Annotated in this window: 23 protein-coding genes; 10 read left to right on the top strand and 13 right to left on the bottom strand. The window is 50.1% G+C overall.

What is annotated here, in order from left to right:
• Positions 1-415: 415 nt before the first annotated feature.
• The 3 genes from AC4QZR_RS00890 to AC4QZR_RS00880 all read right to left on the bottom strand — a co-directional run bounded on the left by AC4QZR_RS00890 (position 416) and on the right by AC4QZR_RS00880 (position 2,913).
• Positions 416-1,189 (bottom strand): enoyl-CoA hydratase-related protein, encoded by a 774-nt coding sequence (locus AC4QZR_RS00890; RefSeq protein ID WP_253400621.1) that lies wholly within the window; start codon positions 1,187-1,189, stop codon positions 416-418.
• Positions 1,190-1,325: 136 nt separating this feature from the next.
• On the bottom strand, positions 1,326-1,475 hold the full coding sequence (locus tag AC4QZR_RS00885) for a hypothetical protein (RefSeq protein WP_494479236.1): 150 nt from the start codon (positions 1,473-1,475) through the stop codon (positions 1,326-1,328).
• Between the two features lie 172 nt (positions 1,476-1,647).
• Positions 1,648-2,913, bottom strand: a complete 1,266-nt coding sequence (locus AC4QZR_RS00880) for an aspartate kinase (protein ID WP_494479784.1) — start codon at positions 2,911-2,913, stop codon at positions 1,648-1,650.
• 92 nt (positions 2,914-3,005) lie between these two features.
• On the opposite strand from AC4QZR_RS00880, the gene fbp reads away from it, so the two are divergent.
• Entirely contained in the window at positions 3,006-4,031 is a 1,026-nt protein-coding gene (fbp, locus tag AC4QZR_RS00875) for a class 1 fructose-bisphosphatase (RefSeq protein ID WP_494479235.1), read from the top strand.
• On the opposite strand, the gene AC4QZR_RS00870 is transcribed toward fbp, so the two are convergent.
• From AC4QZR_RS00870 to yihA, 4 genes are all read right to left on the bottom strand, one after another.
• Positions 4,028-4,336 carry a hypothetical protein gene (locus AC4QZR_RS00870; protein WP_253400618.1) on the bottom strand — a complete coding sequence of 103 codons (309 nt, stop codon included), beginning with the start codon at positions 4,334-4,336 and terminating at the stop codon, positions 4,028-4,030. The genes fbp and AC4QZR_RS00870 overlap by 4 nt on opposite strands.
• Positions 4,337-4,407: 71 nt before the next feature.
• The gene (locus tag AC4QZR_RS00865; protein ID WP_494479234.1) at positions 4,408-4,911 is read right to left on the bottom strand and encodes a DUF5606 family protein; all 504 of its coding nucleotides are present in this window, start codon (positions 4,909-4,911) and stop codon (positions 4,408-4,410) included.
• 21 nt (positions 4,912-4,932) lie between these two features.
• Positions 4,933-5,331 carry an energy transducer TonB gene (locus tag AC4QZR_RS00860; protein WP_253400616.1) on the bottom strand — a complete coding sequence of 133 codons (399 nt, stop codon included), beginning with the start codon at positions 5,329-5,331 and terminating at the stop codon, positions 4,933-4,935.
• A 74-nt stretch (positions 5,332-5,405) separates the two neighbouring features.
• The gene (gene yihA / locus AC4QZR_RS00855; RefSeq protein ID WP_253400615.1) at positions 5,406-6,008 is read right to left on the bottom strand and encodes a ribosome biogenesis GTP-binding protein YihA/YsxC; all 603 of its coding nucleotides are present in this window, start codon (positions 6,006-6,008) and stop codon (positions 5,406-5,408) included.
• Positions 6,009-6,511: 503 nt separating this feature from the next.
• Between yihA and AC4QZR_RS00850 the strand changes: the two genes are divergently transcribed.
• The 5 genes from AC4QZR_RS00850 to AC4QZR_RS00830 all read left to right on the top strand — a co-directional run bounded on the left by AC4QZR_RS00850 (position 6,512) and on the right by AC4QZR_RS00830 (position 11,144).
• Positions 6,512-8,509: an OmpA family protein gene (locus AC4QZR_RS00850; RefSeq protein WP_494479233.1), complete on the top strand. Its 1,998-nt coding sequence runs from the start codon at positions 6,512-6,514 to the stop codon at positions 8,507-8,509.
• A gap of 136 nt (positions 8,510-8,645) precedes the next feature.
• Complete coding sequence (ubiE, locus tag AC4QZR_RS00845) at positions 8,646-9,368, top strand: bifunctional demethylmenaquinone methyltransferase/2-methoxy-6-polyprenyl-1,4-benzoquinol methylase UbiE (protein WP_494479232.1); 723 nt, start codon at positions 8,646-8,648, stop codon at positions 9,366-9,368.
• Positions 9,317-10,075: a type IX secretion/gliding motility protein PorT/SprT gene (gene porT / locus AC4QZR_RS00840; RefSeq protein ID WP_494479231.1), complete on the top strand. Its 759-nt coding sequence runs from the start codon at positions 9,317-9,319 to the stop codon at positions 10,073-10,075. Before ubiE ends, porT begins: the two co-directional genes overlap by 52 nt.
• A 1-nt stretch (position 10,076) precedes the next feature.
• Complete coding sequence (locus tag AC4QZR_RS00835) at positions 10,077-10,829, top strand: SDR family NAD(P)-dependent oxidoreductase (RefSeq protein WP_494479230.1); 753 nt, start codon at positions 10,077-10,079, stop codon at positions 10,827-10,829.
• 96 nt (positions 10,830-10,925) lie between these two features.
• The gene (locus tag AC4QZR_RS00830; RefSeq protein WP_494479229.1) at positions 10,926-11,144 is read left to right on the top strand and encodes a hypothetical protein; all 219 of its coding nucleotides are present in this window, start codon (positions 10,926-10,928) and stop codon (positions 11,142-11,144) included.
• Between the two features lie 73 nt (positions 11,145-11,217).
• Here AC4QZR_RS00830 and AC4QZR_RS00825 read toward each other — a convergent pair whose 3' ends face one another.
• The 5 genes from AC4QZR_RS00825 to typA all read right to left on the bottom strand — a co-directional run bounded on the left by AC4QZR_RS00825 (position 11,218) and on the right by typA (position 19,243).
• Complete coding sequence (locus AC4QZR_RS00825; RefSeq protein WP_494479228.1) at positions 11,218-12,804, bottom strand: hypothetical protein; 1,587 nt, start codon at positions 12,802-12,804, stop codon at positions 11,218-11,220.
• 84 nt (positions 12,805-12,888) lie between these two features.
• Positions 12,889-14,487 (bottom strand): hypothetical protein, encoded by a 1,599-nt coding sequence (locus tag AC4QZR_RS00820; protein ID WP_494479227.1) that lies wholly within the window; start codon positions 14,485-14,487, stop codon positions 12,889-12,891.
• A 252-nt stretch (positions 14,488-14,739) separates the two neighbouring features.
• The gene (locus AC4QZR_RS00815) at positions 14,740-15,954 is read right to left on the bottom strand and encodes an OmpA family protein (protein ID WP_494479226.1); all 1,215 of its coding nucleotides are present in this window, start codon (positions 15,952-15,954) and stop codon (positions 14,740-14,742) included.
• Positions 15,955-16,373: 419 nt separating this feature from the next.
• A complete protein-coding gene (locus AC4QZR_RS00810) occupies positions 16,374-17,243 on the bottom strand; it encodes a DUF4349 domain-containing protein (RefSeq protein ID WP_494479225.1) in 870 nt (289 codons plus the stop codon).
• Between the two features lie 188 nt (positions 17,244-17,431).
• Positions 17,432-19,243: a translational GTPase TypA gene (gene typA, locus AC4QZR_RS00805; RefSeq protein WP_494479224.1), complete on the bottom strand. Its 1,812-nt coding sequence runs from the start codon at positions 19,241-19,243 to the stop codon at positions 17,432-17,434.
• 213 nt (positions 19,244-19,456) lie between these two features.
• Here typA and msrB point away from each other — a divergent pair, with 213 nt between their 5' ends.
• The 3 genes from msrB to AC4QZR_RS00790 all read left to right on the top strand — a co-directional run bounded on the left by msrB (position 19,457) and on the right by AC4QZR_RS00790 (position 20,974).
• Positions 19,457-20,005 (top strand): peptide-methionine (R)-S-oxide reductase MsrB, encoded by a 549-nt coding sequence (gene msrB, locus AC4QZR_RS00800; RefSeq protein WP_494479223.1) that lies wholly within the window; start codon positions 19,457-19,459, stop codon positions 20,003-20,005.
• 279 nt (positions 20,006-20,284) lie between these two features.
• The gene (locus tag AC4QZR_RS00795) at positions 20,285-20,551 is read left to right on the top strand and encodes a hypothetical protein (RefSeq protein WP_253400602.1); all 267 of its coding nucleotides are present in this window, start codon (positions 20,285-20,287) and stop codon (positions 20,549-20,551) included.
• Between the two features lie 90 nt (positions 20,552-20,641).
• A complete protein-coding gene (locus AC4QZR_RS00790; protein WP_494479222.1) occupies positions 20,642-20,974 on the top strand; it encodes a hypothetical protein in 333 nt (110 codons plus the stop codon).
• Positions 20,975-21,017: 43 nt separating this feature from the next.
• Here the strand turns inward: AC4QZR_RS00790 and AC4QZR_RS00785 are convergent, their stop codons facing one another.
• Complete coding sequence (locus AC4QZR_RS00785; RefSeq protein WP_494479221.1) at positions 21,018-21,278, bottom strand: hypothetical protein; 261 nt, start codon at positions 21,276-21,278, stop codon at positions 21,018-21,020.
• 152 nt (positions 21,279-21,430) lie between these two features.
• On the opposite strand from AC4QZR_RS00785, the gene metG reads away from it, so the two are divergent.
• Positions 21,431-23,470, top strand: a complete 2,040-nt coding sequence (metG, locus tag AC4QZR_RS00780; protein WP_494479220.1) for a methionine--tRNA ligase — start codon at positions 21,431-21,433, stop codon at positions 23,468-23,470.
• The last annotated feature ends 4 nt before the right edge of the window (positions 23,471-23,474 follow it).

Raw genomic sequence — 23,474 nt, 5'->3', positions numbered from 1 at the left:
CTGAGATAAGAATGATTCTTAACTAGGAATAGTTCCGTAAAGGTAAGACTTATTATTAAAAGTTAAAAGTGAAGCGTTAAAAGTTGTTCGTGAATGGGGGAACTTTGGGAGTTGAGGAGTTTAAGAGTTTATTAGTTGTGGAAAGTAAGATGCCCTCGCTCGCGTCCCGCGAGTGTGAGCTATCGGGTGGCCACTGACCGCTTCGCCAATACCTTTCGGTACAAGTAGCGGGACACCAATAAAACATACGCTCGCCAAAGGGGAGAGGCCAGGCATTAGCTTAAATTGTCATTTCGAACGCAGTGAGAAATCTGAAGTGTTCCGGTACTTTATCCAGATTTCTCACTGCATTCGAAATGACAAATGGATTTTAACTCCAAAACTCTTAAACTCCCCAACTCCTAAACTTAATGGCCTAACGGCCTTTAAACTCCGGCTTGCGTTTTTCCACAAAGGCATTCATGCCTTCGGTCTGGTCTTCGGAGGCGAAGCAGAGGTAGAAGTTTTTGCGCTCGAAGTGCAGGCCTTCGTCGAGATTGGTTTCGAAAGAGCGGTTAACGGATTCTTTAGCAAGTTTGGCTGCTACCGGCGACATCTGCGCAACTTCTCCTGCCAGCTTAAAAGCTTCTTCCAGGTATAGCTCCACCGGCACCACGCGGTTGATCAGGCCGTGTTTCTCAGCTTCGTCGGCAGAAATAAATTTGCCGGTCAGCACCATTTCCATGGCTTTGGCTTTTCCGATGGCTTTGGTCAGACGTTGGGTGCCGCCCGCGCCCGGCATCACACCTATTTTTATTTCCGGCTGTCCAAACTGTGCTGTTTCAGATGCCACGATCATATCGCAGGTCATGGCCAGTTCGCAACCACCGCCCAGCGCAAAACCTGATACGGCCGCGATGATCGGTTTCTTTGTTTTGCGGATCTGATCCCAGGTGGAGAACTGGTCGATGTTGAGCATGTCGATGGCCGTTTTGCCAGCCATTTGCTTGATGTCGGCACCGGCAGCGAAAGCGCGTTCGTTGCCCGTGATGATAATGGCGCGCACTTCATCGTTCTCGTCAAGTTCCTTCAGGGCATCGCGCATTTCGCCCATCAGCTGCAGGTTCAGGGCGTTGAGTTCTTTTGGTCGGTTGAGTTGGATCAGGGCCACATGCGGGCGGGCCTGTGGTGTTACAAGTATAAATTCCATAGTTTAGTCTTTTTTGTTCGGACTAAGTTACGGCTTTTAGGGAATAGGGGAAAGGCGATTCCATGTTATATGGCGTAGTCGGGCACAGCCGAAATAGGAATTAACTTGGTGCTAAGGTATAGGGTCGGGTTTGCGACTATACAGGAGTAGAGCGCCTGATAGGTATAGGTATAGGTATAGGTATAGGTATAGGTATAGGTATAGGTATAGGTATAGGTATAGGTATAGGTATAGGTATAGGTATAGGTATGGCGCCAAAGTCGGGCATTACAAACCTGTTGCGCAACAGACTCAACTTTATACCTGGCTATACCTGGACATAAATCAGGAGTTTCATCTCAGTTGTATTTTTGAGCTTTCAGGCGGAATACGGTTGCTGCGTATAATGCTTCAAACACAGGCGACAGGAGATTAAGCGCAATTTCGGCGAGTGAGGGTAGTTTCGTGCAGGCAGTAATTTATCGGCACACCACCTGAAACGTCGTTCTGGTCCGCTGTTCCATCAGTATTTCCTTGCCTTTCGTGATCTCCTGTATACTCTCGTTGTCGTAATTTTTGATGGTAAAAAGTTGCAGCCTGGTGTTGTAGTGAATTGTGAACTGGTCTGTTAAAGTATCAAGCAACTTATGGAGGCGTTCTTCATTATAATCAGTACAGATCGAAAACGAGATGGCTGAGTTCTGCATGAGGTTGATCTTGAGCCGCAATTCCGACAAAGCATTAAAAATGGTGCCGAGGTTCTTCTCGCTGATAAAGGTAAAATCCTTGGCGCTGAACGACACCAGACACTGGTTATCCTTCACTATATACGCCGGAGCCAGCTTTTCAAAGCGACAATCGCAGATTTTGGTGCCTTCAGCCGTTGGGTCCAGGAAGGATTTTACATACAGCGGAATCGACTTGTTAGCCAGCGGCTTTATCGTTTTGGGGTGAATGACCGAGGCGCCATAATAAGCCATTTCCACTGTTTCTTGGTAGTCGAGCTCGCGGTAGCGCACGGTATGGGCAAAGCGTTTCGGGTCGGCGTTGAGCAGGCCGGCCACGTCCTTCCAAATATAAAGCCCTTCGGCATCGAGGCAGTAAGCAAAAATGGCGGCGCTGAAGTCAGAGCCCTCGCGGCCAAGTGTGGTGGTGAGGCCATTATTGGTTCCGCCCAAAAAGCCTTGCGTCACGATAAGCTGCTGTGAAATTATGTCAGGCAGATCGCGTTTGATCACCCGTTCGGTCCAGGCCCAGTCTACGCGGGCTTCGCGCCAGCTACTATCCGTCTGAATATATTTTCGGCTGTCCACCCAGGCGTTGGCTATACCTTGTTCCTGCAAAAAATAATGCACGATAACAGAAGATAGTAGCTCCCCAAAACTCACGACCTGGTCGTAGCCTTTGTCATAATTAGTAACTGATTGTCCTTTAGAGGCTTGTAGTACTTGGTGTAATTTAGCGAACAGATGTTCGAGTCGTTCGTATACAGGGTGTTCCCTGTTCGGGAAAAGCTCATGAACAATAGCTAAATGATACTGACGGCTCTGATGCAGGGCGTCACTGAAATCATGACCCGCAGCGGCCAGGTCGTATACCTGTTCCAGGGCATTAGTCGTTTTGCCCATGGCAGACACTACCAGTAGCAGTTCCTTTTCGCCGCCTTGTGCGGACACGATCTGAGCCAGATTTTGCAATGCACTGGCGTCTTTTACCGAGGCGCCGCCAAACTTAAATACTTTCATCAATTGAGACTATTACTGCGTAAATGTAAGTATCCTTCGGTTATGTTTCAAAATGTCATATTTTTGTAGCTATATATTTAAATTTCACCATAATGAATGACAAACTAGCGCTTCCTGTCGGTACCACACTAGACAGGTTTATCATGAGAAAGCAGGAGGACTTCCCTTTTGCGACTGGAGAACTATCGCAGTTGCTGCGCGACATTGCCCTGGCAGCCAAGATCGTGAACCGTGAAATTAACCGTGCCGGCCTGATTGACGTGACCGGAGCCTACGGTCAGCAGAATGTGCAGGGAGAAGAACAACAGAAACTCGACGTGATCGCCAACATCCGCTTCATACGCGCCCTTCGTAATGGCGGCGAGGTGTGTGCCATCATTTCTGAGGAGGAAGACGAAATCATTCAGACAGGCAACCTCAAAGGCAAGTACATAGTGGCCATCGACCCGCTGGACGGCTCTTCCAACATCGACGTAAATGTGTCGATCGGCACCATCTTCTCTATTTACCGTCGTGTATCAGAAGCAGGCAATGAAGGTACGATGGAAGACTGTATACAGAAAGGTGTCAACCAGATTGCGGCCGGCTATGTGGTTTATGGCTCGTCAACTATGCTGGTATATACCACGGGTCATAGCGTAAACGGCTTTACCTATGAACCATCGCTGGGCGAGTTTTTCCTTTCTCACCCCAACATGCGCACACCAGAAACAGGCACCATCTACTCTTGCAACGAAGGTAGCTATAACAGCTTCCCGGAAGGCATCAAAAACTACCTGAGCTATTGCAAAGAGAACGGTTACTCGGGTCGTTACATCGGCTCGCTGGTGTCTGATTTCCACCGCAACCTGATCAAGGGAGGGGTATACATTTATCCGTCTACTGCGAAAGCGCCGAACGGCAAACTGCGCCTGTTGTATGAGTGCAACGCACTGGCCTTTATTGCAGAACAGGCAGGAGGAAAGGCTTCTACGGGCAAAGGCCGCATCATGGAAGTAGAGCCAACAGAACTGCACCAGCGCTCTCCGCTCATTATCGGATCTTCGGAGATGGTGAACAAAGTGGAGGAGTTTATAAAAGCAGAAGTGGAAAAAACAGAAGCAGTTGTAGCAAACTAATTCTGACTATATCGGAAGCGGATCTGCGCTTTGAGCAGCTCACGCTCCACAATTAAACGGGCTATGTTGTCGGCTACCTCTTCTTCGGAGGCCGCGAGCATAGCCTGTTTTAATTTGTGCTCCTCCACATCGATGCGGTACAGAATATTGAGCAGTTGGTTCAGACTATGGCGAAGCAGGTATAGCACCATGCGGGCTACCTCTCTTGTCAGGTCACTTTTCTGGGAAGGCAGCTGGTGTTCTGATTCGAAGACCCGCTGCAACTGACGCGCAGCGCTCTCAAGAAGGACAGGGGAGTAGATCATGGTTGTAAGCGTAAGGTATAGCGATAAAAAAAAGCCCTCCTGTCCGGAGGGCTTTTGTATGGGGCAGGTTCTTATTTCTTGGCCTTCTTTGCCTTTGATTCAGCCTTCTCTTCTTTCCCTTCCGCTGCTTTCTTTTCTGAAGCAGCTTCTGCTTTCTCTTCCGGGGCAGCTTCTTCGTCTGCTGTAAAGCCTATGTGCTTGCTCGCAATGCTGTACCAGGTAGCCAGTTTGCGCATGTCAGACACATACACGCGGTCTTCGTCATAGTCAGGCAGTACGTCCGACATAAAGCTTTTCAGTTCCTCGTCAGATGGCTTCTCGCCGAATGGCAGCTCACCGTTGTATTTCTGGTGGATGCGGTCCATTACATCGGCCAGCGGTACGGTTGCCTCCTCGTCGTTGGTATAGATCGATATTTCGTCCAGCAGCGACATACGGTGGCGCGCCTGTGCCACCATGCGGGTAGGCGTATCAGAAAGGCTCTCCACAATTACGCCGTTGCGTGTAGGCTTTACGATGCGGTAAAGTCCGCTCATGCCGGCAATGGCTGAAACTTGTCTTAAATCAATAGGCATAATCAGGTATAAAAACTTTGGTTATAGTTTAAACATTATGGGCACGCTGGCCATCATGCCGAAGCCTGGGCCGGGTGCTTTGAATTTTAGCATTTTGGCGATGCGCATGGCCTCCTCACCGGTGCCTGCACCTGCATTTTTCAGTACTTTGAAGCCCGAAGTGGAGCCGTCTTCATTTAGCGTAAAGCTGATGATGCACTCGCCCTGCACACGGTTTTTGCGGGCCATAGCCGGGTACTTAATCTGCTTGTCGATGAACTGGTACATAGCCTCCTGGCCACCTTTGTAGTACTCCGCCACAGGTATAGACTTAGACGGCATCCATACCACTTTCTCCTTAGCCGTATCAGCTGACTGGGCAGTGGCGGCAAAGCTCACAAAGGCAAATAAAAGAAACAAAATTGAGATTTTACTTTTCATAAGGGTAAACAATTTAAGTTTAAGTTGGTGCACACCCGGTATACCTTCTTCCTAAACCGCAAACCCCGTGCCTGTTAGGGCTGCACCTGCGCGTTCACCTCGTCTATAAAATTGAGGATCTCGTCGCGCCCGGCTTTGTCTACAGCTGAGGTTTTGAACATGCGGGGAAGTTCGTCCCAGGTTTCCTGCATCTTACGGGCGTAGGCGGCTATGGTTGAGTCGGTCTTGGTGGCCGACTGCTTGTCGGTTTTGGTGAACACGATCACAAAAGGAACGCCAAGGTTGCCCAGATAGTGTATAAAGTCGAGATCGACCTTCATGGGCTCGTGTCTTGAGTCGATGAGAACGAACACACAGGTCAGGTTTTCGCGCTTCTGCAGGTAATAGTTGATCATCTTGCGCCACTGCTCCCGCGACTCCCTGCTCACCTTGGCGTAGCCGTAGCCCGGCAAGTCGACGAGGTACCACTTGTCGTTGATCAGAAAATGGTTGATGAGCTGTGTTTTACCCGGAGACTGAGAGGTTTTCGCCAAGCCTTTCTGCTCGGTGATCATGTTGATGAGCGAGGATTTGCCTACATTGGAGCGGCCAATGAAGGCGTACTCCGGTTTGTTGGGTTCGGGGCATAAGTCGACCCGGGTATTACTTATTAAGAATTTTGCTTCTTTTATAACCATGCTGTTGCTAGCTTAAGCCACCGGGCCATTAGTTGGCCTGCTGATGTGGCAATTTTAATTTACGGTACGCGTTTGCCTGAGATGGAAGGCGCGTGGCGGATTTGTCAAAATTACTATTATTTTAGTTAACATGTATTGATTGGCCGCAAGCTGTACCAGCCAGGTATACCAAGGTGACACTAAGAGGAGTTGCAAAACGTTTTACTAAATAATCCAGAAACGTATATAGTTTATATGTATATTTTAATATATTTGCTCTCTGATCTGGAGTTGGGTTACTGCGATAGTATATAAAAATAGATATTAGTGAATCTATTATGGCGTTAGTAGCGTAAGGGGGATGTTGTTGGGTGTGGGGAAGGAATGAAATAACATAGTAGGATAAGGGTAGTAAGCCGCCGGCATACCGGATCAAACAGGTGGGCAGGCCTTTGTCGCGTTCTTCAAGAAGAGATTAACACATATTTCCAAACAAACAATAAGTATAAAAAACCCTTTACAGCATGAATAATTTAGCCAAATTATTTTCACGGCTTTCCTTAGCACTAGCGGTTACCTGTGTGAGTGCCTACACAGTAGATGCACAGAGCAACAGAAAGCTGGTACGGACTGGAAACAAATTTTTTGACCGTGAAAACTACCGCGCTGCCTTGCCTTATTATGAGCAAGTGCTTGCCAACGACCCAAACAATGCTGAAGCCCTCTACTTTGCGGGTATCAGCTACATGACTTTCGATAAGGAGAAAGCTGCAGAGTACATCAACAAAGCACAGTCTGTAAAGCCTAATGTAGATCGTGACATTGAATACTGGCTGGGCCGTATCAATCACATCAACTACCGTTTCGACGATGCTATTAAGCACTACCAGGCTTACATTCCGAACGTGCGTAAGCGTGATGACTGGCGCCGCGAAGAGGTAGCTATGCTGATCCAGCACAGCCGCAACGCCCAGAAGGAAGTAGCTAATCCGAAGGACATCTTCGTGAAAAACCTTGGTGGCGTAGTGAACACGGAGTACTCCGAGCACAGCCCGGTAATCTCTTCTGATGACAACTACCTGCTGTTCACTTCACGCAGCGCCGGTAACAATCAGAATAGTGCCAAAGCCTCTGACGGTGAGTATTTCGAAGACATTTACGAAACACGCCGTGTCCAGGGCGACGAGTGGGAGCAGCCGCGCTCTATCGCCGGTAACCTGAAAAGCTCAGGCCACGATGCTTCTATCCAGTTGTTTGACAACGACACCAAGATGCTGCTCTACCGCTCTGTAAACAACGGTGACATCATGTACGCTGAGCGTCAAGGTGACGGTTCGTGGGGTGATGCCAAGAGCATCGGTTCTAACATCAACACGGCAGACTTCGAGTCAGATGCCTTTATCACGCCGGACAACCAGCGTCTTTACTTCTCAACCAGCCACTACTCTGAAGACGGCGACCTGGATATTTACGTATCACAGCGTCAGCGCAACGGTGAGTGGGGCAAGCCTCGCAACGTAGGTGCCGCCATCAACACTAAGTTTGATGACGACAGCCCGTACATGGCTTCTGACGGCTCGATCTTTTTTGCTTCACGCGGACACAACACCATGGGTGGTTATGACATCTTCGTAGCCAAATACGACTCTGTTGCCAAGCGTTTCGCGCGTCCTGAGAACCTGGGTTACCCGGTTAACACGCCAGACGACGACACCTACTACCGCCTGAGCCCAGACGGAAGCTACGCTTACCTGTCTTCTTACCGCATCGGTGGCTACGGCGAAAAGGATATCTACACCATCAACTACATCCGTGCCGCCCGCGTGACTGGCCGTGTGTATGCCACCAACGACAGCCTGGCTATACCTGGCCTGGAGCTTGTTTTCAACGGACAGCAGGCTGACAAGCGTCCGATTTCTTACCGCGACGTGACCAAGCAGGAAGATGGTCTGTATGACCTGCGTATCCTCTCTGGACGTACGTACCAGGTGGAGATCACAAAAGATGGTCAGGTGCTGACGACAGAGTCTTTCGAAATGCCAATGGTATTGAATGACACGGCTACCATCGAGCAGAACTTCTACATCGATTTCGGTGATTCGACGCGTGTAAGCCCAGGTGCTCCTACCTTGGCAGGTAAAGACGCCATCGCTGCTATGGAGTTCAAAAACATATACTACGATACTGATAAGTACGAACTGCGTGCCGAGTCTATTCGTGAGCTGGATGCAGTGGCAGCCTTCATGAAAGCCAACCCGGACGTGAACGTTAGCATCGAAGGTCACACCGACTCACGCGCCAGCGAGCAGTACAACATGACGCTTGGTGAGAACCGTGCTAATGCTGCCTACGATTACCTGGTGCAGCAGGGCATCTCTGCGCGCAGACTCGTGACAGAGAGCTACGGCGAGCGCCGTCCGGTTGCTACTAACAACTCTGCAGACAACATGCAGCTGAACAGAAGAACAGAGTTCAGAATCATTCAGCGTCAGGACACAGAGCAGGAAGTGCCTGTAAACTAATTTGCCTGATCAGATTGTATAAATAAAAACAGGCTGGGCATTCGCCCAGCCTGTTTTTTTATAATAATGGAACACAAACGGTGCATAATAGTTACAGTTAGAGTATTTTTGTTCTTTTATTACATAAGCATAACCCATGGCGGTAGTACCCTACAAAGACCAGAATAACGACAAGAAATCGCAGGTTGCTCAGATGTTCGACAACATTGCGGGCAAATACGATTTTCTGAACCACTTCCTGAGTGCCGGTATCGACATCATCTGGCGCAAAAAAGCAGTGAGCCTGCTTAAGGCCGAAAAACCGAAGCAAATGCTGGACATTGCCACAGGCACAGCCGACTTTGCGATCGAGGCACTGAGCCTTAACCCTGATAAGATCACAGGCGTTGACATTTCGGAAGGCATGCTGGCTGTGGGTCGTGAAAAACTGAAGCGCAAAGGACTAGCCCACAGAATCGAGCTGAAGTACGGGGACTCTGAGAACCTGCCGTTTGAAGATAACAGCTTTGATGCGATTACGGTGGCCTTTGGGGTGCGTAACTTCGAAAACCTGAAGCAGGGCCTGTCTGAGATGCAACGTGTGCTCAAACCGGGCGGTACAGCTGTGGTGCTGGAGTTCTCCAACCCGCAAAGCTTCCCGATGAAGCAGCTGTATCAATTTTATTTTAAGAATATACTACCGATGGTAGGTAAATTCGTTTCTAAGGACCGTGCCGCCTATACCTACCTGCCCGAGTCGGTGCAGGCCTTTCCGGACGGCAAGAAATTCCTGAACATCTTTGAAGAAGTTGGCTTTAAACAAACAAAATGGCATTCACTTACATTTGGCATCAGCTCCATCTACACCGGAAAAAAATAAGCTTTACGGTATTTTTACTGACTTTTCTGGCTAGTGCTACACAGGTACAGGCCCAGACTCAGAAAGTAAGAGGCGAGAATAAGCCTGGCTACGATGAAAAGCGCATTCATTACGGCTTCTACCTGGGCATGTCTTATTCGAAGTACTACATTGAGCACTCACAGGCGTATGCGGATCAGGTAGCTGGTGGCACGCAGGTAAACACCATGAACAGCCTGGGCTTTTATCCTGGTCTGGTGCTAAACGTGCGCCTGCTCGAGTACCTGGATGCCCGCTTTGTGCCGGGTGTGGGCTTCTATGGCCGCAGCATCGATTTTGAAAGCGGAAGTGTGCCGGAAGGTGAAGGCGGAAGCTTTGATAATACGACCTTTGCCTCGCCGGTGATCGAACTGCCGGTGCTGCTCAAGTATAGAGCGAAACGCCGTGGCAACTTCAGGATGTACATGGTAGGCGGAGTGAAGGCGAGCCGGGTGCTAGGCAATACCAAGCATACACAGAATAAGGACCTGCTACGCATTAATCGCAACGACCTGTCAATAGAGTATGGCGTTGGTCTGGATGTTTTCTATCCGTACTTCAAGTTTGCGCCGGAGCTACGCTTCTCTCACGGACTCATGAATCAGAAAAGTAACTCCGGGGGGGAATACAGTTATCTGATCGATAAAATGACTACCCGTAACGTTTCATTAATCTTCCATTTCGAATAATATGGCACGCATTGCACTTGTAACAGGAGCTACATCAGGTATAGGCCGCGCTACGGCAGTTGCTTTGGCCAAAGCAGGCTATCACATCATAGCAACTGGCCGCAGAACTGAGCGCTTGCAGGAGCTGCAGCAGCAGATCACAGAGGTGCCGGTGCACACGCTAGCTTTTGACGTGCGCGACCGCGAGGCCGTGGCTGACGCCTTCAGCAGCCTGCCCGATGACTGGAAAGGTATAGACGTGCTGGTGAACAACGCCGGCAATGCACATGGCCTGGCGCCGGTGCAAAGTGGTAGCCTGAGCGACTGGGATGCCATGCTCGATATCAATGTGAAGGGCTTGCTCTACGTGACGCACGCGGTGCTTCCACTTATGATTGCCCGAAAGCAGGGCCATATCATCAACATCGGTTCTATTGCCGGGAAGGAGGTATACGCCAACGGGAACGTGTATTGCGCTTCTAAGTTTGCAGTGGATGCCATCTCCAAAGGTATGCGCATCGACCTGGTGCAGGAAGGTATAAAAGTATCGGAAGTGAATCCTGGTCTGGTAGAGACGGAATTTTCGGAAGTTCGCTTTAAAGGCGACAAGGAGCGAGCTGCCGGCGTCTACCAGGGCTATGAACCGTTGCGCGCAGAAGATATTGCCGATCTGATTACCTTTATGGTCACGCGTCCTGCCCATGTCAACATCGCTGAAGTGTTGATCTTGCCGGCCGCGCAGGCATCAGCTACCGTGCTGAACAAACAGCTGTAGCCAACTTACGCTGACAACCCACCCTCAAGCTGGCCGTACTTAAGGGGGAATGTCCGTAATAATTGCGGGCTTGAGTTGAAGAAAAACAGCAGAAATATGGCTACAAACAAGCATAATTCAGAAGAGAAAAAGAACAGACAGAAACCAGAAAAAGGCGCAAATTCACAGCCGATGCCTAAGGATTATTCGAACGAGGCGAACCATAAAGGTGCTACCGATCTAGGTACGGCTGGCACAAAAGCCAGTGCCAGCCAACAGCAGGGGCAGGGCGCCTGGAACGCAAAAGACTCGAATGACCAAGATAAAAAGAAATAGTCTGATAATTAGATACAAAAAAGAAGGAGCCAGTTGCTAAGACTGGCTCCTTCTTTTTGTGCTTGTTATTTTTCTAATCCAGATAGTAGCGCAGCAGCCAGCCTTCGGCATCAAACTGGTTGGCCTGTGGGTTTTGATTGGTCTTTTGGCGCGTACCATGGCTCAGGTCATAGGAGTTGCGGTATTCCGTGTCTTCAATCCAGATGCGCCGGGCCATGGACTTGGGCCCTTTCACGGTATAGCTGTCCTCACCAGCGCCTCCCCATACCCTCACTTTGATTTTTGGCCGGGTTTCTCCCTTCACTATAAATTCATCGTCTCCGTTGAGGCCGTATAGGTGGATCTCTTTTGTGTCGGAGGCCTGAAACACCCGGTCAAATAGCTGTCGTCGCTCTTCACCCTTTTTGTTGATCTTGTATACCTGTACCCGCACTTCGTTGGCAGACAGAATCTCAATTTCAAATCTCTCGTGCTTGTCAGTACCCACGACGATCGTCTCCCGCATTAAACTCTTGTAGTACTTTTGGATGGACTTGTTCAGTTTGTCGCGGCGGGACTTCAGTTGGGCCATAATGGGAGTAGCCGTGAGTTGGTAAATATTATCGGGCATTTGCCGGAACGACTGCTCAATTACCTCATCCGTAAGCGCGCTGCTTACGCTGTCAGCCACTTCCATCCAATCCTGATAGGAGAGACTGGCGAGTATGGTTTCGTCCAGGTTGCGGCCGCTTCTGTTCAGGTCATCCAGGTTTGACAAGTTATCACTATACGTCCGGAAGTGTTTTTTTAAGCCCGTGCGCATGAAGAGCCAGGGAATGATCGCATCATTGAGCTTGTAGAATACATTATCACGGTCGCGGGGAACGGCCTGGTATACTTTTATGTCGTCGTGCTTATACTGCGCCCAGCGCCAGTTGTCTTCGTGCCGGCTCCAGTCACCGATCAGCATATCGAAGAGGCGGGCACGCAGGTAGTATCGGGCGTCCATGTGGCTGTCATTGTCAAAGAAGCGGTCCTTGAGCATGGCCCGGGTGCTTTTGATGTTTTCAGAGTTCCCCATCCCCGGCTCGCCGGACAAGTCATCGTTTGGTCTGATTTCCATCAGCGCGACCATGCCCCCGAAGTCCTCTAAATACTCGCCCAGGCGTGGATCGTGCGGTATATAAACCAGTTCCGGCTTGGTATGGTGTATGCCGATGGCTTCGGCCATAGGAGGCAGTACTAACGCAGCATAGGGGTGCGTGGCGGAAGTCGCATCGCGGATGATGTTGGCGGCATAGCTTTGCTGCCACTTTTCAGGAAGTGCCGTGGCAGGATCTTTATTAACCGAGCGCAGCACGTATTCTATACCGTCAGCAGTCTCCAGGCGCAGGTTCCTGGTCTGCCGGCTGCCGCCCTGTTGGGTAGGCGTCAGGCCACCTTTCTCGGTGCTGAGGTCCAGTACCCTGAATTCAACTGGCTTAGTCCAGGCAGGGCGGTAGTGCTTGCCATAGAAGAACGTGTGCAGCTCACCGCGACCGTAGTGTTCCCCAACAGCTACCATGATGGTGCTGTCGGTGTAGGCAGATATAGCAGCAGCAGGTTGGGCAGGAGGGGGCACCTGCTGCAGGCTGTGTGTGTACTTGTTGCCGATACAGCCTGCCATAAACAGGCCTAGCAAACAGAAAAGGGTATTAGTAAAGTGATAATAACGTTTAGGGTACATGGTACGGGGTGTCAGTTGGTGCTTTGCGGTAGGGTTGGATTAGTGGCCCTCCCTGTCAAAGGCGTGTACTCTTACGTCGCTGGTGGTTTTATCGACGGTTTCTGGTCCAAATTCGATTTCGGTACCCCGTTTGGTGTCATACACAATGGTTTTGCGGCGCCAGCCTTTCACATTCGATTTGTCTTTGATCTCGTCTTCACCGCGGCCACCCACAATCACGATGCGTATACCTTTGCTCACATCACCCTTCACTTCAAATTCATCGTCCTCGGCCAGCCCCTGCAGGGTGATCTGTTTGGTTTCGCTGCGTTTGAACACCCGGTGGTATACCTGTTTATCGTCAGACAATCGGATCACCTTCACTTCTGTCTCTTCGTCGTTCAGGCGCTCCACCTCAAACCGCTCTTCCTGATCAGTCCCGATCACCAATGGGTTCTTGGCCAGGTGCAGGTAAAATTCCTGAGCGGCCTGCGGTAGCAGGTCGCGGCGGCTTTTGAGCGTGCGGATCGTCCGTTCACCCAGCTGGTCGTATACCTTGGGCGGAAACTGGCGGATAGCCCGTTCAATGACCTCGTCTGTCAGGGATGCCTGCAGTTCGGTGGCAAGTTGCCGGAAGTCCTCCGCAGTCAGTTCAGTCAGGGCGCGCTGGTCAATAAAGCTGGCATTCATCATCAGGGCATACACATCCCTATACTCAGGGCCAAAGGTCTCGAACTTTCGGATGGCCCACTTGCGGCTGAAGAGCCAGGGAATGATGCCATCGTCAAACTTAAAGAAGGCGTTGTCGCGGTCTTTGGGGATGGCGCGGTAGCGTTTGTTGTTGCCATCGTCGTACACCGCCCATTCCCACTGGCCTTCGTGCCGGTCCCAGTCGTTGATGAACAGGTCGAAGAGACGGGCACGGGCAAACTCGCGCTGATCGATAAAGTGGTCATCTTCGCCAAACCGTTTGTTGAGCATCTTTTTGGAGCTGGCAATATCCACGGCGTTGCCGAGCATGGGCGTGAGGGTGCGATCGTCGTTGTATTTCTCCTCGATCATGAACACGCGGTCCTGAAACCTGTCGCTGTATCCTCTGAAGGTGCTATCGGATGGAAGCACGTATACCAGCTCTGGTTTTGAGTGTGGTATACCTGCTGCCTCCGCCATGGGGGGCAGTACGAAGGCGGCATAGGGGTTGATGGCCGATGTTTGATCGCGGAGCACATTTGCCACAAAGGTTTTGCTCCAAAACTTAGGCAGAATGCCAGCCGGGTCCTTGTCCAGCGAGCGTAGCGCGTAGGTAAAGCCCTTGTCATCAATCAGGGTGAGGCTGGTGGTCTGCATACCTCCTCCGAGCTTCTCGATAGACAGGCCGCCTTTGGCCTTTTTCATATCGAAGACGCTGACTGTGACAGGTGTGGCCCATACCTCACGGTAGTGCTTGCCCCAGAAAAGATTATGGAACCCGGAGCGTTCGTAATGCCTGCCAGCCATTATGGTCACACTGTCTACATCGGCAGGAGATGCAGTTTTAAGCTGTTGGTATTGCGTCTGGTCAACGACAGGTGTTTTAGCGAAGAAATTCCTCCGGGCGCAGCCTGAGGAAAAAAGGAGGATGCACGCGAGTGAGAAAACGTGCAGGTGGTAGCTTTTCATGCAAAGTAGGTTATCAAATTTATTTGCCTATCTAACGTAAATCAGCGCTAATGTTTACAAACGAGCTGTTGTATAGACAATATTTTCGCTGTGAAACCCATGAAGTAGTGCAAAGCAGCGACAGATGAAAGTGAAGCGTGCGCAAAGACTCAGGTTGGCGCTATACCTGAATAAGGATATAAAACGCTATAAAACAACGGGGGCTGCCGCATCGTGCGACAGCCCCCGTTACCGGCAGGTATACCTGCTGTTTTATTTTTTCACGAACTCCACCCGCCTGTTATTCGACTTGGCTTCGGCCGTAGCGTTCTTGTCGATGGGTTTGGACTCGCCCAAGCCTTTGGCCTCTAACCGCTCTGCTGCAATGCCCTGCCCGATCAGGTAGGTCTTAACTGCCTCAGCCCGCTGCTGACTGAGTTTCATGTTGGCATTGTCGTCCCCATCGCTGTCGGTGTGGCCTTCCACGCTGAACTTAAGGGCAGGCTGTTCCTCCATGAGTTTGGCGATGCTGCTGAGCGTTCCCGCTGACTCTGGGCGTATATCAGCTTTGTTTACATCGAACTTGATGCCGTAGGTAATTATTTTGCCGTCGGCCGCCATCTGGTCGTACAGTTTTTTGCCGCCTTCCGCAATCAGCACATTCTTCACCATTGTGTTCGCATCAATGCGCTTGTCTATTTCTATGCGGAGTCCGGTTGGCGTACCTGTCACATTCGGGATGTTAATGAGGCGTTCTTCGTCCAGGTATACCTTCATGCTGCGCTTGTTAAAAGCGATGGACAGGTGGCGCCACTGGTTACTCACCCCTTTTGCTTCCAGCTCCTCTGACACAGAGCCATAGGTTTTGAACCGGAGGCCGTTCGCTCGCACATCTATCGGTTCCCAGAAGTGCCCGTTGATCTCTTCCTTATAATCATTAATGTCGTCTACCAGGAAAATTTCATAGGCCACGTTGGGGTTGTCGCTGTCAAAATAGAGGTCCATCTCGATGGTAAATGTTTCGGGGAGCCAGTTTTCCCGCTTCATGAGGGGCTTTATGCTCGTGCCGGTGGCTACCATGTTGATGACGGGTTCACCTCCGAAATCGGCTACCTCGGCGTTGCCCTTGTTCAGGTCCCAGCGCGATGGAAACTCACTGTTCTCTTCACCCGAAAGATTATCTGCAAACAGTACCTTGTCGCCCGGCACAAAATCGTACTTGCTCCAGGCTTTCGTTTTCACTTCCCCTGCTCCTGACCCGCTTGCTTTGGCAGTACCGCTCTTTCCATCGCTTTTGTCGGCAGAAGCTTCTTTTTTGCCTTCCAGCGTTTCGTCTATAGACTTGTCAACCTGCTGATCCACCTTCTGGTTGATCTTAGAGTTGATCTTATTTTTGAGGTTTTTCCCCACGTTGAATTGGGCTGCAGCTGGCGTGAAACATAAAAAAACCAGTGCAAGAAGTCCGGCAAAGAAAGCATGTTTTCTCATAATATAATAGGTATGGTACTATGAGAAAGGTATGGTGTATAATTATATTTTAAATGCGTAAAATTATAAAATAAGCATAGGTATACTTTTTAAGAGTAAGCGTACAGTAGTAAAGGGTAAAAAGCAGCTAGTTCGAGCTCTACTCCGGCTGTAATTTTCTTTTTGATGATCATTACTGCACGTTGTACCAACGCTCCCTTGCCTGCTTTGGAATCTTTAGCAGCCGTTTTTACCTCCACATCTGGTACAATTCTTATACGCTGATCATGCCTTCAGTCATGGTACCAGTTGCCTATACCTGATAGCATGGTCATTGGGCAGGAGATAGGTATGGACTTAGCGCAAAGAGAATCTTTTGAAGCATAGAGTCAGGCGTAAGGCTGTTAGTTCAACTTTATTTTTGGCTGCTGCATGTGGGGCTATTTTTTGTATCGCTTTCTATAGACGTTTAGCCCGAACAGCAACAGGAGCCCCAGGAGTAGAAAGGGCCAGATGTTGGTAAGGAACACAAAGAACCAGATCAGGTTGTCCCAGCCATTCCGGAAGCCGGCCTTAAACTCTTTCGAAAACTCGGTATAGACAGGGGCGCTTTCGTAAAAAGTCATAGTCAGGGTAGAGAGGAAAACCTGGTTTTCAAGGTATTTCAGACGCCCTTCAATTGATTCGATGTCAGAGCGCAGGGCTGAGATTTGCTTCTCGATCTCCAGCACCTCCGTTACGGTATTTGCTTTCTTGAGCAGCTCCAGGAACCTGGCTTCGAGCTCCTTCTTAGTTTTAAGGTGGGCTTGTATGTCCAGGAACTCTTCTGTAACATCTTTCACATTTACTTCCCTGGCGTCAAACTTCTTCACACCTGCAGTAGCTTCACGCAACAGGTTGTCAAAATTGTCGGCGGGCACTCTGATGACCAGGGTATTGCTGGTCCTTCCCGGAGATTTAAACTCATTGTCAGAGGCAATATACCCTTTGTGTTTTTCTACCACAGCGAACACTTGCTGACGAGTTTGCTCAATCTGGTCAGTCTCGTATTCCACCTGTCCCTCTTTAATCAGCTTGCGCTGCAGTTCCATTGGCGGCGCTTCGGGAGGCGGAGGCGCCATCATGGACGCAGCAACTTCGTACTCAGTCCCCTCATTTTGTGACTGGCATCCGGAGATGGAGAAAATGAGCATGAGTAAAATCATCCCGGCAATGGCCGGAAGGCTAGATTTCGTGCGACTGGTTGCCGGTTTGTGAAGGCGGCTGAAGGCTGGGTGCAGACCAGTTTTAGAGAAGAGCTGTCGTAACATGGCAAATTTTTAGGGTGTGATTATATAGCAGCTTAAAGATGCAGTTGGCCCTGGAATTCCACACGAACTACTGAAAAAATGTTTTAAGTCCCGTGCAGGTATAAGGGCGTGCGTTCACAAATTCTCCAAAACAAAAAGCCCCGACCAGGTATACCGGTCGGGGCTTTCTTATTTAGAGCAGGCTATACCTACGCTACTTCTTCTTTTTTGCTCATGCGGTTACGCTCGTTCTCGTCGAGGTAAATTTTACGCATGCGCAGGCTCTTAGGTGTCACTTCCAGGTACTCATCTTTCTGGATGTATTCCATGGCTTCTTCCAGCGAGAAGTTCTTGGCCGGAGCGATCTTGGCGTTGTCATCAGAACCGGAAGCACGCATGTTTGTCAGCTTCTTGCCCTTCTGGATGTTCACCGTGATATCGTTCTGGCGGTTGTGCTCGCCAATTACCTGACCCATGTAAACGTCTACACCCGGATCAACGAAGAAGGTACCTCTGTCTTGCAGCTTGTCAATTGAGTAAGCTGTGCCCGGACCTGTTTCCATCGAAATGATAGAACCGTTGTTACGTCCAGGTATAGGACCTTTGTGCGGCTCGTATGACTGGAAGCGGTGGTTCATGATGGCCTCACCGGCAGTGGCGGTCAGTACGTTGTTACGCAGACCGATCAGACCACGCGCTGGAATTGTAAACTCCAGGTGCTGCAGGTCGCCCTTCGGCTCCATAATGGTCAGTTCACCTTTACGCATCGACACCAGTTCGATTACCTTACCGGCAGTCTCCTCCGGAACGTCTACTACCAGGTGCTCGATTGGCTCGTGGCGTACGCCGTCAATTTCTTTATAGATTACCTGTGGCTGACCCACCTGCAGTTCGTAACCTTCACGACGCATCGTCTCGATCAGTACTGACAAGTGCAGGATACCACGACCAAATACTAGGAAAGAATCCTCACGGTCGGTTTCCTGTACGCGCAGGGCCAGGTTTTTCTCAGTTTCTTTAAACAGGCGGTCACGCAGGTGGCGCGATGTCACGAACTTGCCCTCTTTGCCGAAGAAAGGAGAGTTGTTGATCGTGAAGAGCATGTTCATAGTTGGCTCGTCAATCGAGATTCGTGGCAGTGCCTCCGGATTCTCTGCATCAGCAATGGTGTCGCCAATGTCGAAGCCTTCTATACCTGTCACAGCACAGATTTCGCCGGCAGATACTTCCTCTACTGATTTTCTGCCCAGGCCTTCAAATACCTGAAGTTCCTTGATACGACCTTTCTTAACAGAGCCGTCTGCTTTCATCAAATTGATTGGCATACCTTCTTTCAGGGTACCACGGTGCACACGACCGATAGCGATACGACCTACGAATGAAGAGTAGTCAAGCGAGGTGATCTGCATTTGCGGCGAACCTTCACGGTAAGGCGCAGCAGGAATCACATCAATGATAGCGTCAAGAAGCGGCGTGATGTCAGTTGTTGGCTGTGTCCAGTCAGTACTCATCCAGCCCTGCTTAGAGGAGCCGTAAAGCGTAGTGAAGTCCAGCTGGTCTTCAGATGCCTCGAGGTTGAACATCAGGTCGAACACCTGCTCGTGCACTTCATCAGGACGGCAGTTTTCTTTGTCTACTTTGTTTACTACCACGATCGGCTTAAGGCCCAGCTGAATGGCTTTGCCCAATACGAAACGTGTCTGTGGCATGGCACCTTCAAAAGCATCTACCAGAAGGAGTACACCATCAGCCATTTTAAGTACACGCTCTACCTCACCACCGAAGTCGGCGTGACCAGGCGTGTCGATAACGTTAATTTTAACGCCTTTGTAACGAACCGATACGTTCTTGGAAACGATCGTGATACCGCGCTCGCGCTCCAGGTCATTGTTGTCCAGAATGAGGTCGTCAAAGTGCTGGTGGTCAGCGAATAGCTTTGAAGCGTGGATGATCTTGTCCACGAGCGTCGTCTTGCCGTGGTCTACGTGTGCGATAATCGCGATATTTCGAATATTTTGCATTGAATAGATTTTTCGAGGTGCAAAGGTATGTAAAACCCTTCGTATTTTTAGTAGTCCGCTCGAAATAAACAGGTTAGGTAATTATTAAATCTTCTCTTTCAGCACGATGGCTATTGTTAAGGAGCAAACATTATGCAGGCTTCCTTTGTTCAATGAAGTATAAAATAATCAAAAGGGGCCTGCTTTTTGCTCTGTAATTTCGTAAACAACTGTATGAAAATGTTTTATGTCTATACCTTACTGTTGCTGCTAAGCCTTCCTGCGTGCGGCCAACAGGACCAACCCATTACCGATTCTGAAGCTGTTCTTGTCGCCTCAACTCAGGCAGAAACCACACAAAATGGCAGCTCCCAAAAATCTATGAAGACCTACGAGATCAATAAAACGGATGCCGAGTGGAAAAAGCAGCTCACGCCGGAGCAATATTTTGTACTTCGCCAGAAAGGAACCGAGCCTGCCTTCAGCGGCAAGTATAATGATCACCACGAAAAGGGCGTCTATACCTGTGCCGCCTGTGGCAACGAGGTTTTTAGTTCCGACACCAAGTTTGACTCCGGCACCGGCTGGCCCAGCTACTTCAGGCCGATCTCCGGCAAAAATGTGAAAGAAATCACTGACCGCAGTATGGGTATGGTGCGAACCGAAGTCGTGTGTGGCAAATGCGGCGGGCACCTGGGGCACGTGTTCGACGACGGTCCGAAGCCGACCGGTCTGCGCTATTGCCTGAACTCAGCCGCGCTTGGGTTTAAGAAAGGTAGTTAAATTGCTTAATTGTTGAATGGTTAAATTGTTAGGAGAATTATTAACCCGTCCCTGCCCCTCCGAGAAGGGGAATTTGGTATACGATTTAAGGTATTGCGGTGTATAATTAGTGTAAAATGACTCGGATAGGTATACGGGTGCATGATTGCCGATGCACGATTCGGACAGGTCGCGACCTGTCCCTACAAAACCCTTTTCAATAATTTAACAATTACTCAAATTTCAACTCTAAACTCCCATACTCCGTATTTTCTATCCAACACTAATGAGAAAACAGACATGACTGAACTACACTCTGAATCGGAGAACATAGAAAATCTGGCGCAGACCATTATGGCGGCTTTCAAGGCGAGAAACATACAGGCAGGTGAGGTGCTCCAATACCAGGAACTCTATCCATACCTGCAGGAGCGCTATCCGAAGTACAAAGATGTGCAGAAGGAAGCAGAGCACCACCTGGCAAAATTAGCTTGGGTGACACCCGCCCCTGAGGGACTCATGCTAACGCAAGTGGGGGAAAGTAGCCTCGCTGATACAAATGAGTAAATAGCGGCGCTTTTATACTTTTTCATCCGTATACATAGTATAGGGCATTTTAACAGGTGTCTTTATTTTACTATTTTAAGATGAAACGAGATGGAAAGGTATAGAAGCTGGATAGGGGGAGTCGTGCTACTGGGAGCCATGGGCTGCACCTCGCTCTCGGACGGAGGCGCAGGTACATTGCCACCCGATCCGAACCACTCACAACGTGTCAGGTATAGCGGGGGCGATCCGGTGCGTAGCCAGATGTATGAGCAGGCGAGCGACATTAACCGTAAGCGAAATATTGAAGAGTATGACCGCAATGCGCCCGTTAACCTGCCACCTGAAGTGCGACCTCAGCAATTGCCCAACGCTCCCGTAGATTCTACGCGACACCGCATCCTACGTATACTCCCCACCAAACCGCCAGTTGGAAACAACTAAGGTATAAGCAAGAAGCGCTGCCTCTCGGGGCAGCGCTTCTTGCTTATTTTTTCTTCTTGTTTTTATCCTTATTACTGTCTTTGTCTCGTAGATCGCTCACATCCTCAATTTCAATTTCTTCGTCACCAATGTGTAGTTCGTCCGGTTCCAGGTTCACATACACTTCGTGGTCGGGGGGAGTGGTCTCCGATTCCCGGTCGGCACTTTTAGGAGCGGGCTTGTCGCTTATTTTCTTTTTGTCGCTGTCTTTTCCCAAGTGTCCGCTGTCGCGCTTCTTCTCGTGAAAATTATCTTGGTTCTTCATATACTTCGAGTGATTGGGTTCCTGATGGTTTGGTTTACCGTTTACGAAAAAGTAGCGGACTTGTCAGTTTATAATTGCCATTTTTTTGTATTAGGTAGCATGTCGCCTATCAATCCGACCGGTATTTGTATATTTGCGTTTTTACGAGAACTATGGCTGAAAACTATAAACGATATACCGTAACGGCGGCCCTGCCTTACGCCAATGGTCCGGTGCACATTGGTCACCTGGCGGGCGTATACCTGCCTGCCGATATTTATGTGCGCTACCTGCGCTCACAGGGCAGAGATGTGAAGTTCATCTGCGGCTCCGACGAGCATGGCGTGCCGATTACGATCCGGGCCAAAAAAGAAGGCATCACGCCGCAGCAGGCCGTGGACAAGTACCACGAACTGATCAAGAAGTCGTTTGAGGACTTTAACGTGTCATTCGATATCTACTCCCGCACCTCTTCCCAGACACACCATAAAACGGCCTCTGACTTTTTTCTGAAGCTCTACAACGACGGTAAGTTCATAGAGCAGACCACGCAGCAGTATTACGACGAGAAAGCGCAGCAGTTTTTGGCTGACCGTTACATTGTGGGCACCTGCCCGAAGTGTGGCAATGAGAACGCCTACGGTGACCAGTGTGAGAGCTGCGGTACTTCCCTCAATGCTACCGACCTGATCAACCCGAAAAGTACGCTGAGCGGCGCTGTGCCCGTAATGCGTGAGACCAAACACTGGTACCTGCCGCTGAACGAGTATGAGACCTGGCTGCGCGAGTGGATCGTGGAAGGCCACAAAGGCGACTGGAAACCGAACGTGTACGGTCAGTGCAAAAGCTGGATCGACCAGGGACTGCAGCCGCGCGCCGTAACCCGCGACCTCGACTGGGGCGTGCCGGTGCCGGTAGCAGGCGCAGAAGGCAAAGTACTCTACGTATGGTTTGATGCGCCGATCGGCTATATCTCTGCTACCAAAGACCTCACCCCGGACTGGGAAATCTACTGGAAAGATCCGGAGTCGAAACTGGTGCACTTCATCGGCAAAGACAACATCGTGTTCCACTGCATCATCTTCCCGAGCATGCTCAAGGCACACGGCGACTACGTGCTGCCCAACAACGTGCCGGCGAACGAGTTCCTGAACCTTGAAGGTGATAAGATTTCTACGTCCCGCAACTGGGCGGTGTGGCTGCACGAGTATCTGGAGGCCTTCCCGGGCAAAGGCGATGTGCTGCGCTATGCGCTGGCTGCCAACATGCCGGAGACCAAAGACAACGATTTCACGTGGAAGGATTACCAGGCCCGCAACAACAACGAACTACTAGCCATTCTGGGCAACTTTATTAACCGCGCTGTGGTGCTCACGCAGAAGTACTACAACGGCGAAGTACCCGCCCGTGGCGAGCTGCAGGACTATGATAAGGAGGTACTGGGTGTGCTGGAAGGTATGCCGATGGTGATTGCCACCTACATTGAGCGCTACCGTTTCCGCGATGCCCTGAGCGAACTCATGAACCTAGCCCGTTTGGGTAATAAATATTTGGCTGACACCGAGCCCTGGAAGCTGATTAAGACAGACGAGGAGCGCGTGAAGACCATCATGAACATTGCGCTGCAAATCTCTGCCAGCCTGAGCATCCTGATGGAACCGTTCCTGCCAACTTCAGCACAAAAGCTAAGCAACATGCTCAACCAGCCCCTTGGCGATTGGACGGCTGCCGGTTCAGCAGATTTACTGGCTACTGGCCACGTGATCGGTACTCCGGAGCTGATGTTCGAAAAGATTGAAGATGCTGCTGTAGAGGCGCAGGTACAGAAACTCCTCGACACCAAAAAAGCCAACGAAGTGGCCAATGCCGTAGTAGAGCCAGCCAAGGAAAATATCTCGTTTGAGGATTTCTCGAAGATGGACATCCGTATCGGTACGATCATAGAAGCCGAGAAAGTGGCCAAAACCAAAAAACTGCTGAAGCTGAAGATCGACACAGGTATAGACCAGCGCACGGTGGTGAGCGGTATAGCTGAGTTTTTCAACCCGGAGGAGATCGTTGGGCAGCAGGTGAGTATTTTGGTAAATCTGGCGCCGCGTGAGATCAAAGGCATCACCAGCCAGGGCATGATCCTGATGGCCGAAAATGCCGACGGCTCGCTGGCTTTTGTGCAGCCAAGCAAAGAAGTGAAAAACGGTGGCACAGTAAGCTAATCAC

This window comes from Pontibacter sp. YIM B11418 (assembly GCF_059278805.1).
Note: the sequence above shows the minus strand (reverse complement) of the source record. Positions and strands in the feature narration are given on the sequence as shown.

Bases quoted from the DNA above. Each gene is read 5' to 3' on its own strand.
- porT (WP_494479231.1), top strand. From the start codon at position 9,317: ATGGCATTCACTTACATTTGGCATCAGCTCCATCTACACCGGAAAAAA.
- yihA (WP_253400615.1), bottom strand. From the start codon at position 6,008: ATGGTTATAAAAGAAGCAAAATTCTTAATAAGTAATACCCGGGTCGAC.
- AC4QZR_RS00815 (WP_494479226.1), bottom strand. From the start codon at position 15,954: ATGAGAAAACATGCTTTCTTTGCCGGACTTCTTGCACTGGTTTTTTTA.
- msrB (WP_494479223.1), top strand. From the start codon at position 19,457: ATGAAAATGTTTTATGTCTATACCTTACTGTTGCTGCTAAGCCTTCCT.
- AC4QZR_RS00830 (WP_494479229.1), top strand. From the start codon at position 10,926: ATGGCTACAAACAAGCATAATTCAGAAGAGAAAAAGAACAGACAGAAA.
- AC4QZR_RS00795 (WP_253400602.1), top strand. From the start codon at position 20,285: ATGACTGAACTACACTCTGAATCGGAGAACATAGAAAATCTGGCGCAG.
- AC4QZR_RS00785 (WP_494479221.1), bottom strand. From the start codon at position 21,278: ATGAAGAACCAAGATAATTTTCACGAGAAGAAGCGCGACAGCGGACAC.
- AC4QZR_RS00860 (WP_253400616.1), bottom strand. From the start codon at position 5,331: ATGAAAAGTAAAATCTCAATTTTGTTTCTTTTATTTGCCTTTGTGAGC.
- AC4QZR_RS00870 (WP_253400618.1), bottom strand. From the start codon at position 4,336: ATGATCTACTCCCCTGTCCTTCTTGAGAGCGCTGCGCGTCAGTTGCAG.
- AC4QZR_RS00810 (WP_494479225.1), bottom strand. From the start codon at position 17,243: ATGTTACGACAGCTCTTCTCTAAAACTGGTCTGCACCCAGCCTTCAGC.
- AC4QZR_RS00820 (WP_494479227.1), bottom strand. From the start codon at position 14,487: ATGAAAAGCTACCACCTGCACGTTTTCTCACTCGCGTGCATCCTCCTT.
- AC4QZR_RS00890 (WP_253400621.1), bottom strand. From the start codon at position 1,189: ATGGAATTTATACTTGTAACACCACAGGCCCGCCCGCATGTGGCCCTG.
- AC4QZR_RS00850 (WP_494479233.1), top strand. From the start codon at position 6,512: ATGAATAATTTAGCCAAATTATTTTCACGGCTTTCCTTAGCACTAGCG.
- ubiE (WP_494479232.1), top strand. From the start codon at position 8,646: ATGGCGGTAGTACCCTACAAAGACCAGAATAACGACAAGAAATCGCAG.
- AC4QZR_RS00790 (WP_494479222.1), top strand. From the start codon at position 20,642: ATGGAAAGGTATAGAAGCTGGATAGGGGGAGTCGTGCTACTGGGAGCC.
- fbp (WP_494479235.1), top strand. From the start codon at position 3,006: ATGAATGACAAACTAGCGCTTCCTGTCGGTACCACACTAGACAGGTTT.
- typA (WP_494479224.1), bottom strand. From the start codon at position 19,243: ATGCAAAATATTCGAAATATCGCGATTATCGCACACGTAGACCACGGC.
- AC4QZR_RS00835 (WP_494479230.1), top strand. From the start codon at position 10,077: ATGGCACGCATTGCACTTGTAACAGGAGCTACATCAGGTATAGGCCGC.
- metG (WP_494479220.1), top strand. From the start codon at position 21,431: ATGGCTGAAAACTATAAACGATATACCGTAACGGCGGCCCTGCCTTAC.
- AC4QZR_RS00880 (WP_494479784.1), bottom strand. From the start codon at position 2,913: ATGAAAGTATTTAAGTTTGGCGGCGCCTCGGTAAAAGACGCCAGTGCA.
- AC4QZR_RS00865 (WP_494479234.1), bottom strand. From the start codon at position 4,911: ATGCCTATTGATTTAAGACAAGTTTCAGCCATTGCCGGCATGAGCGGA.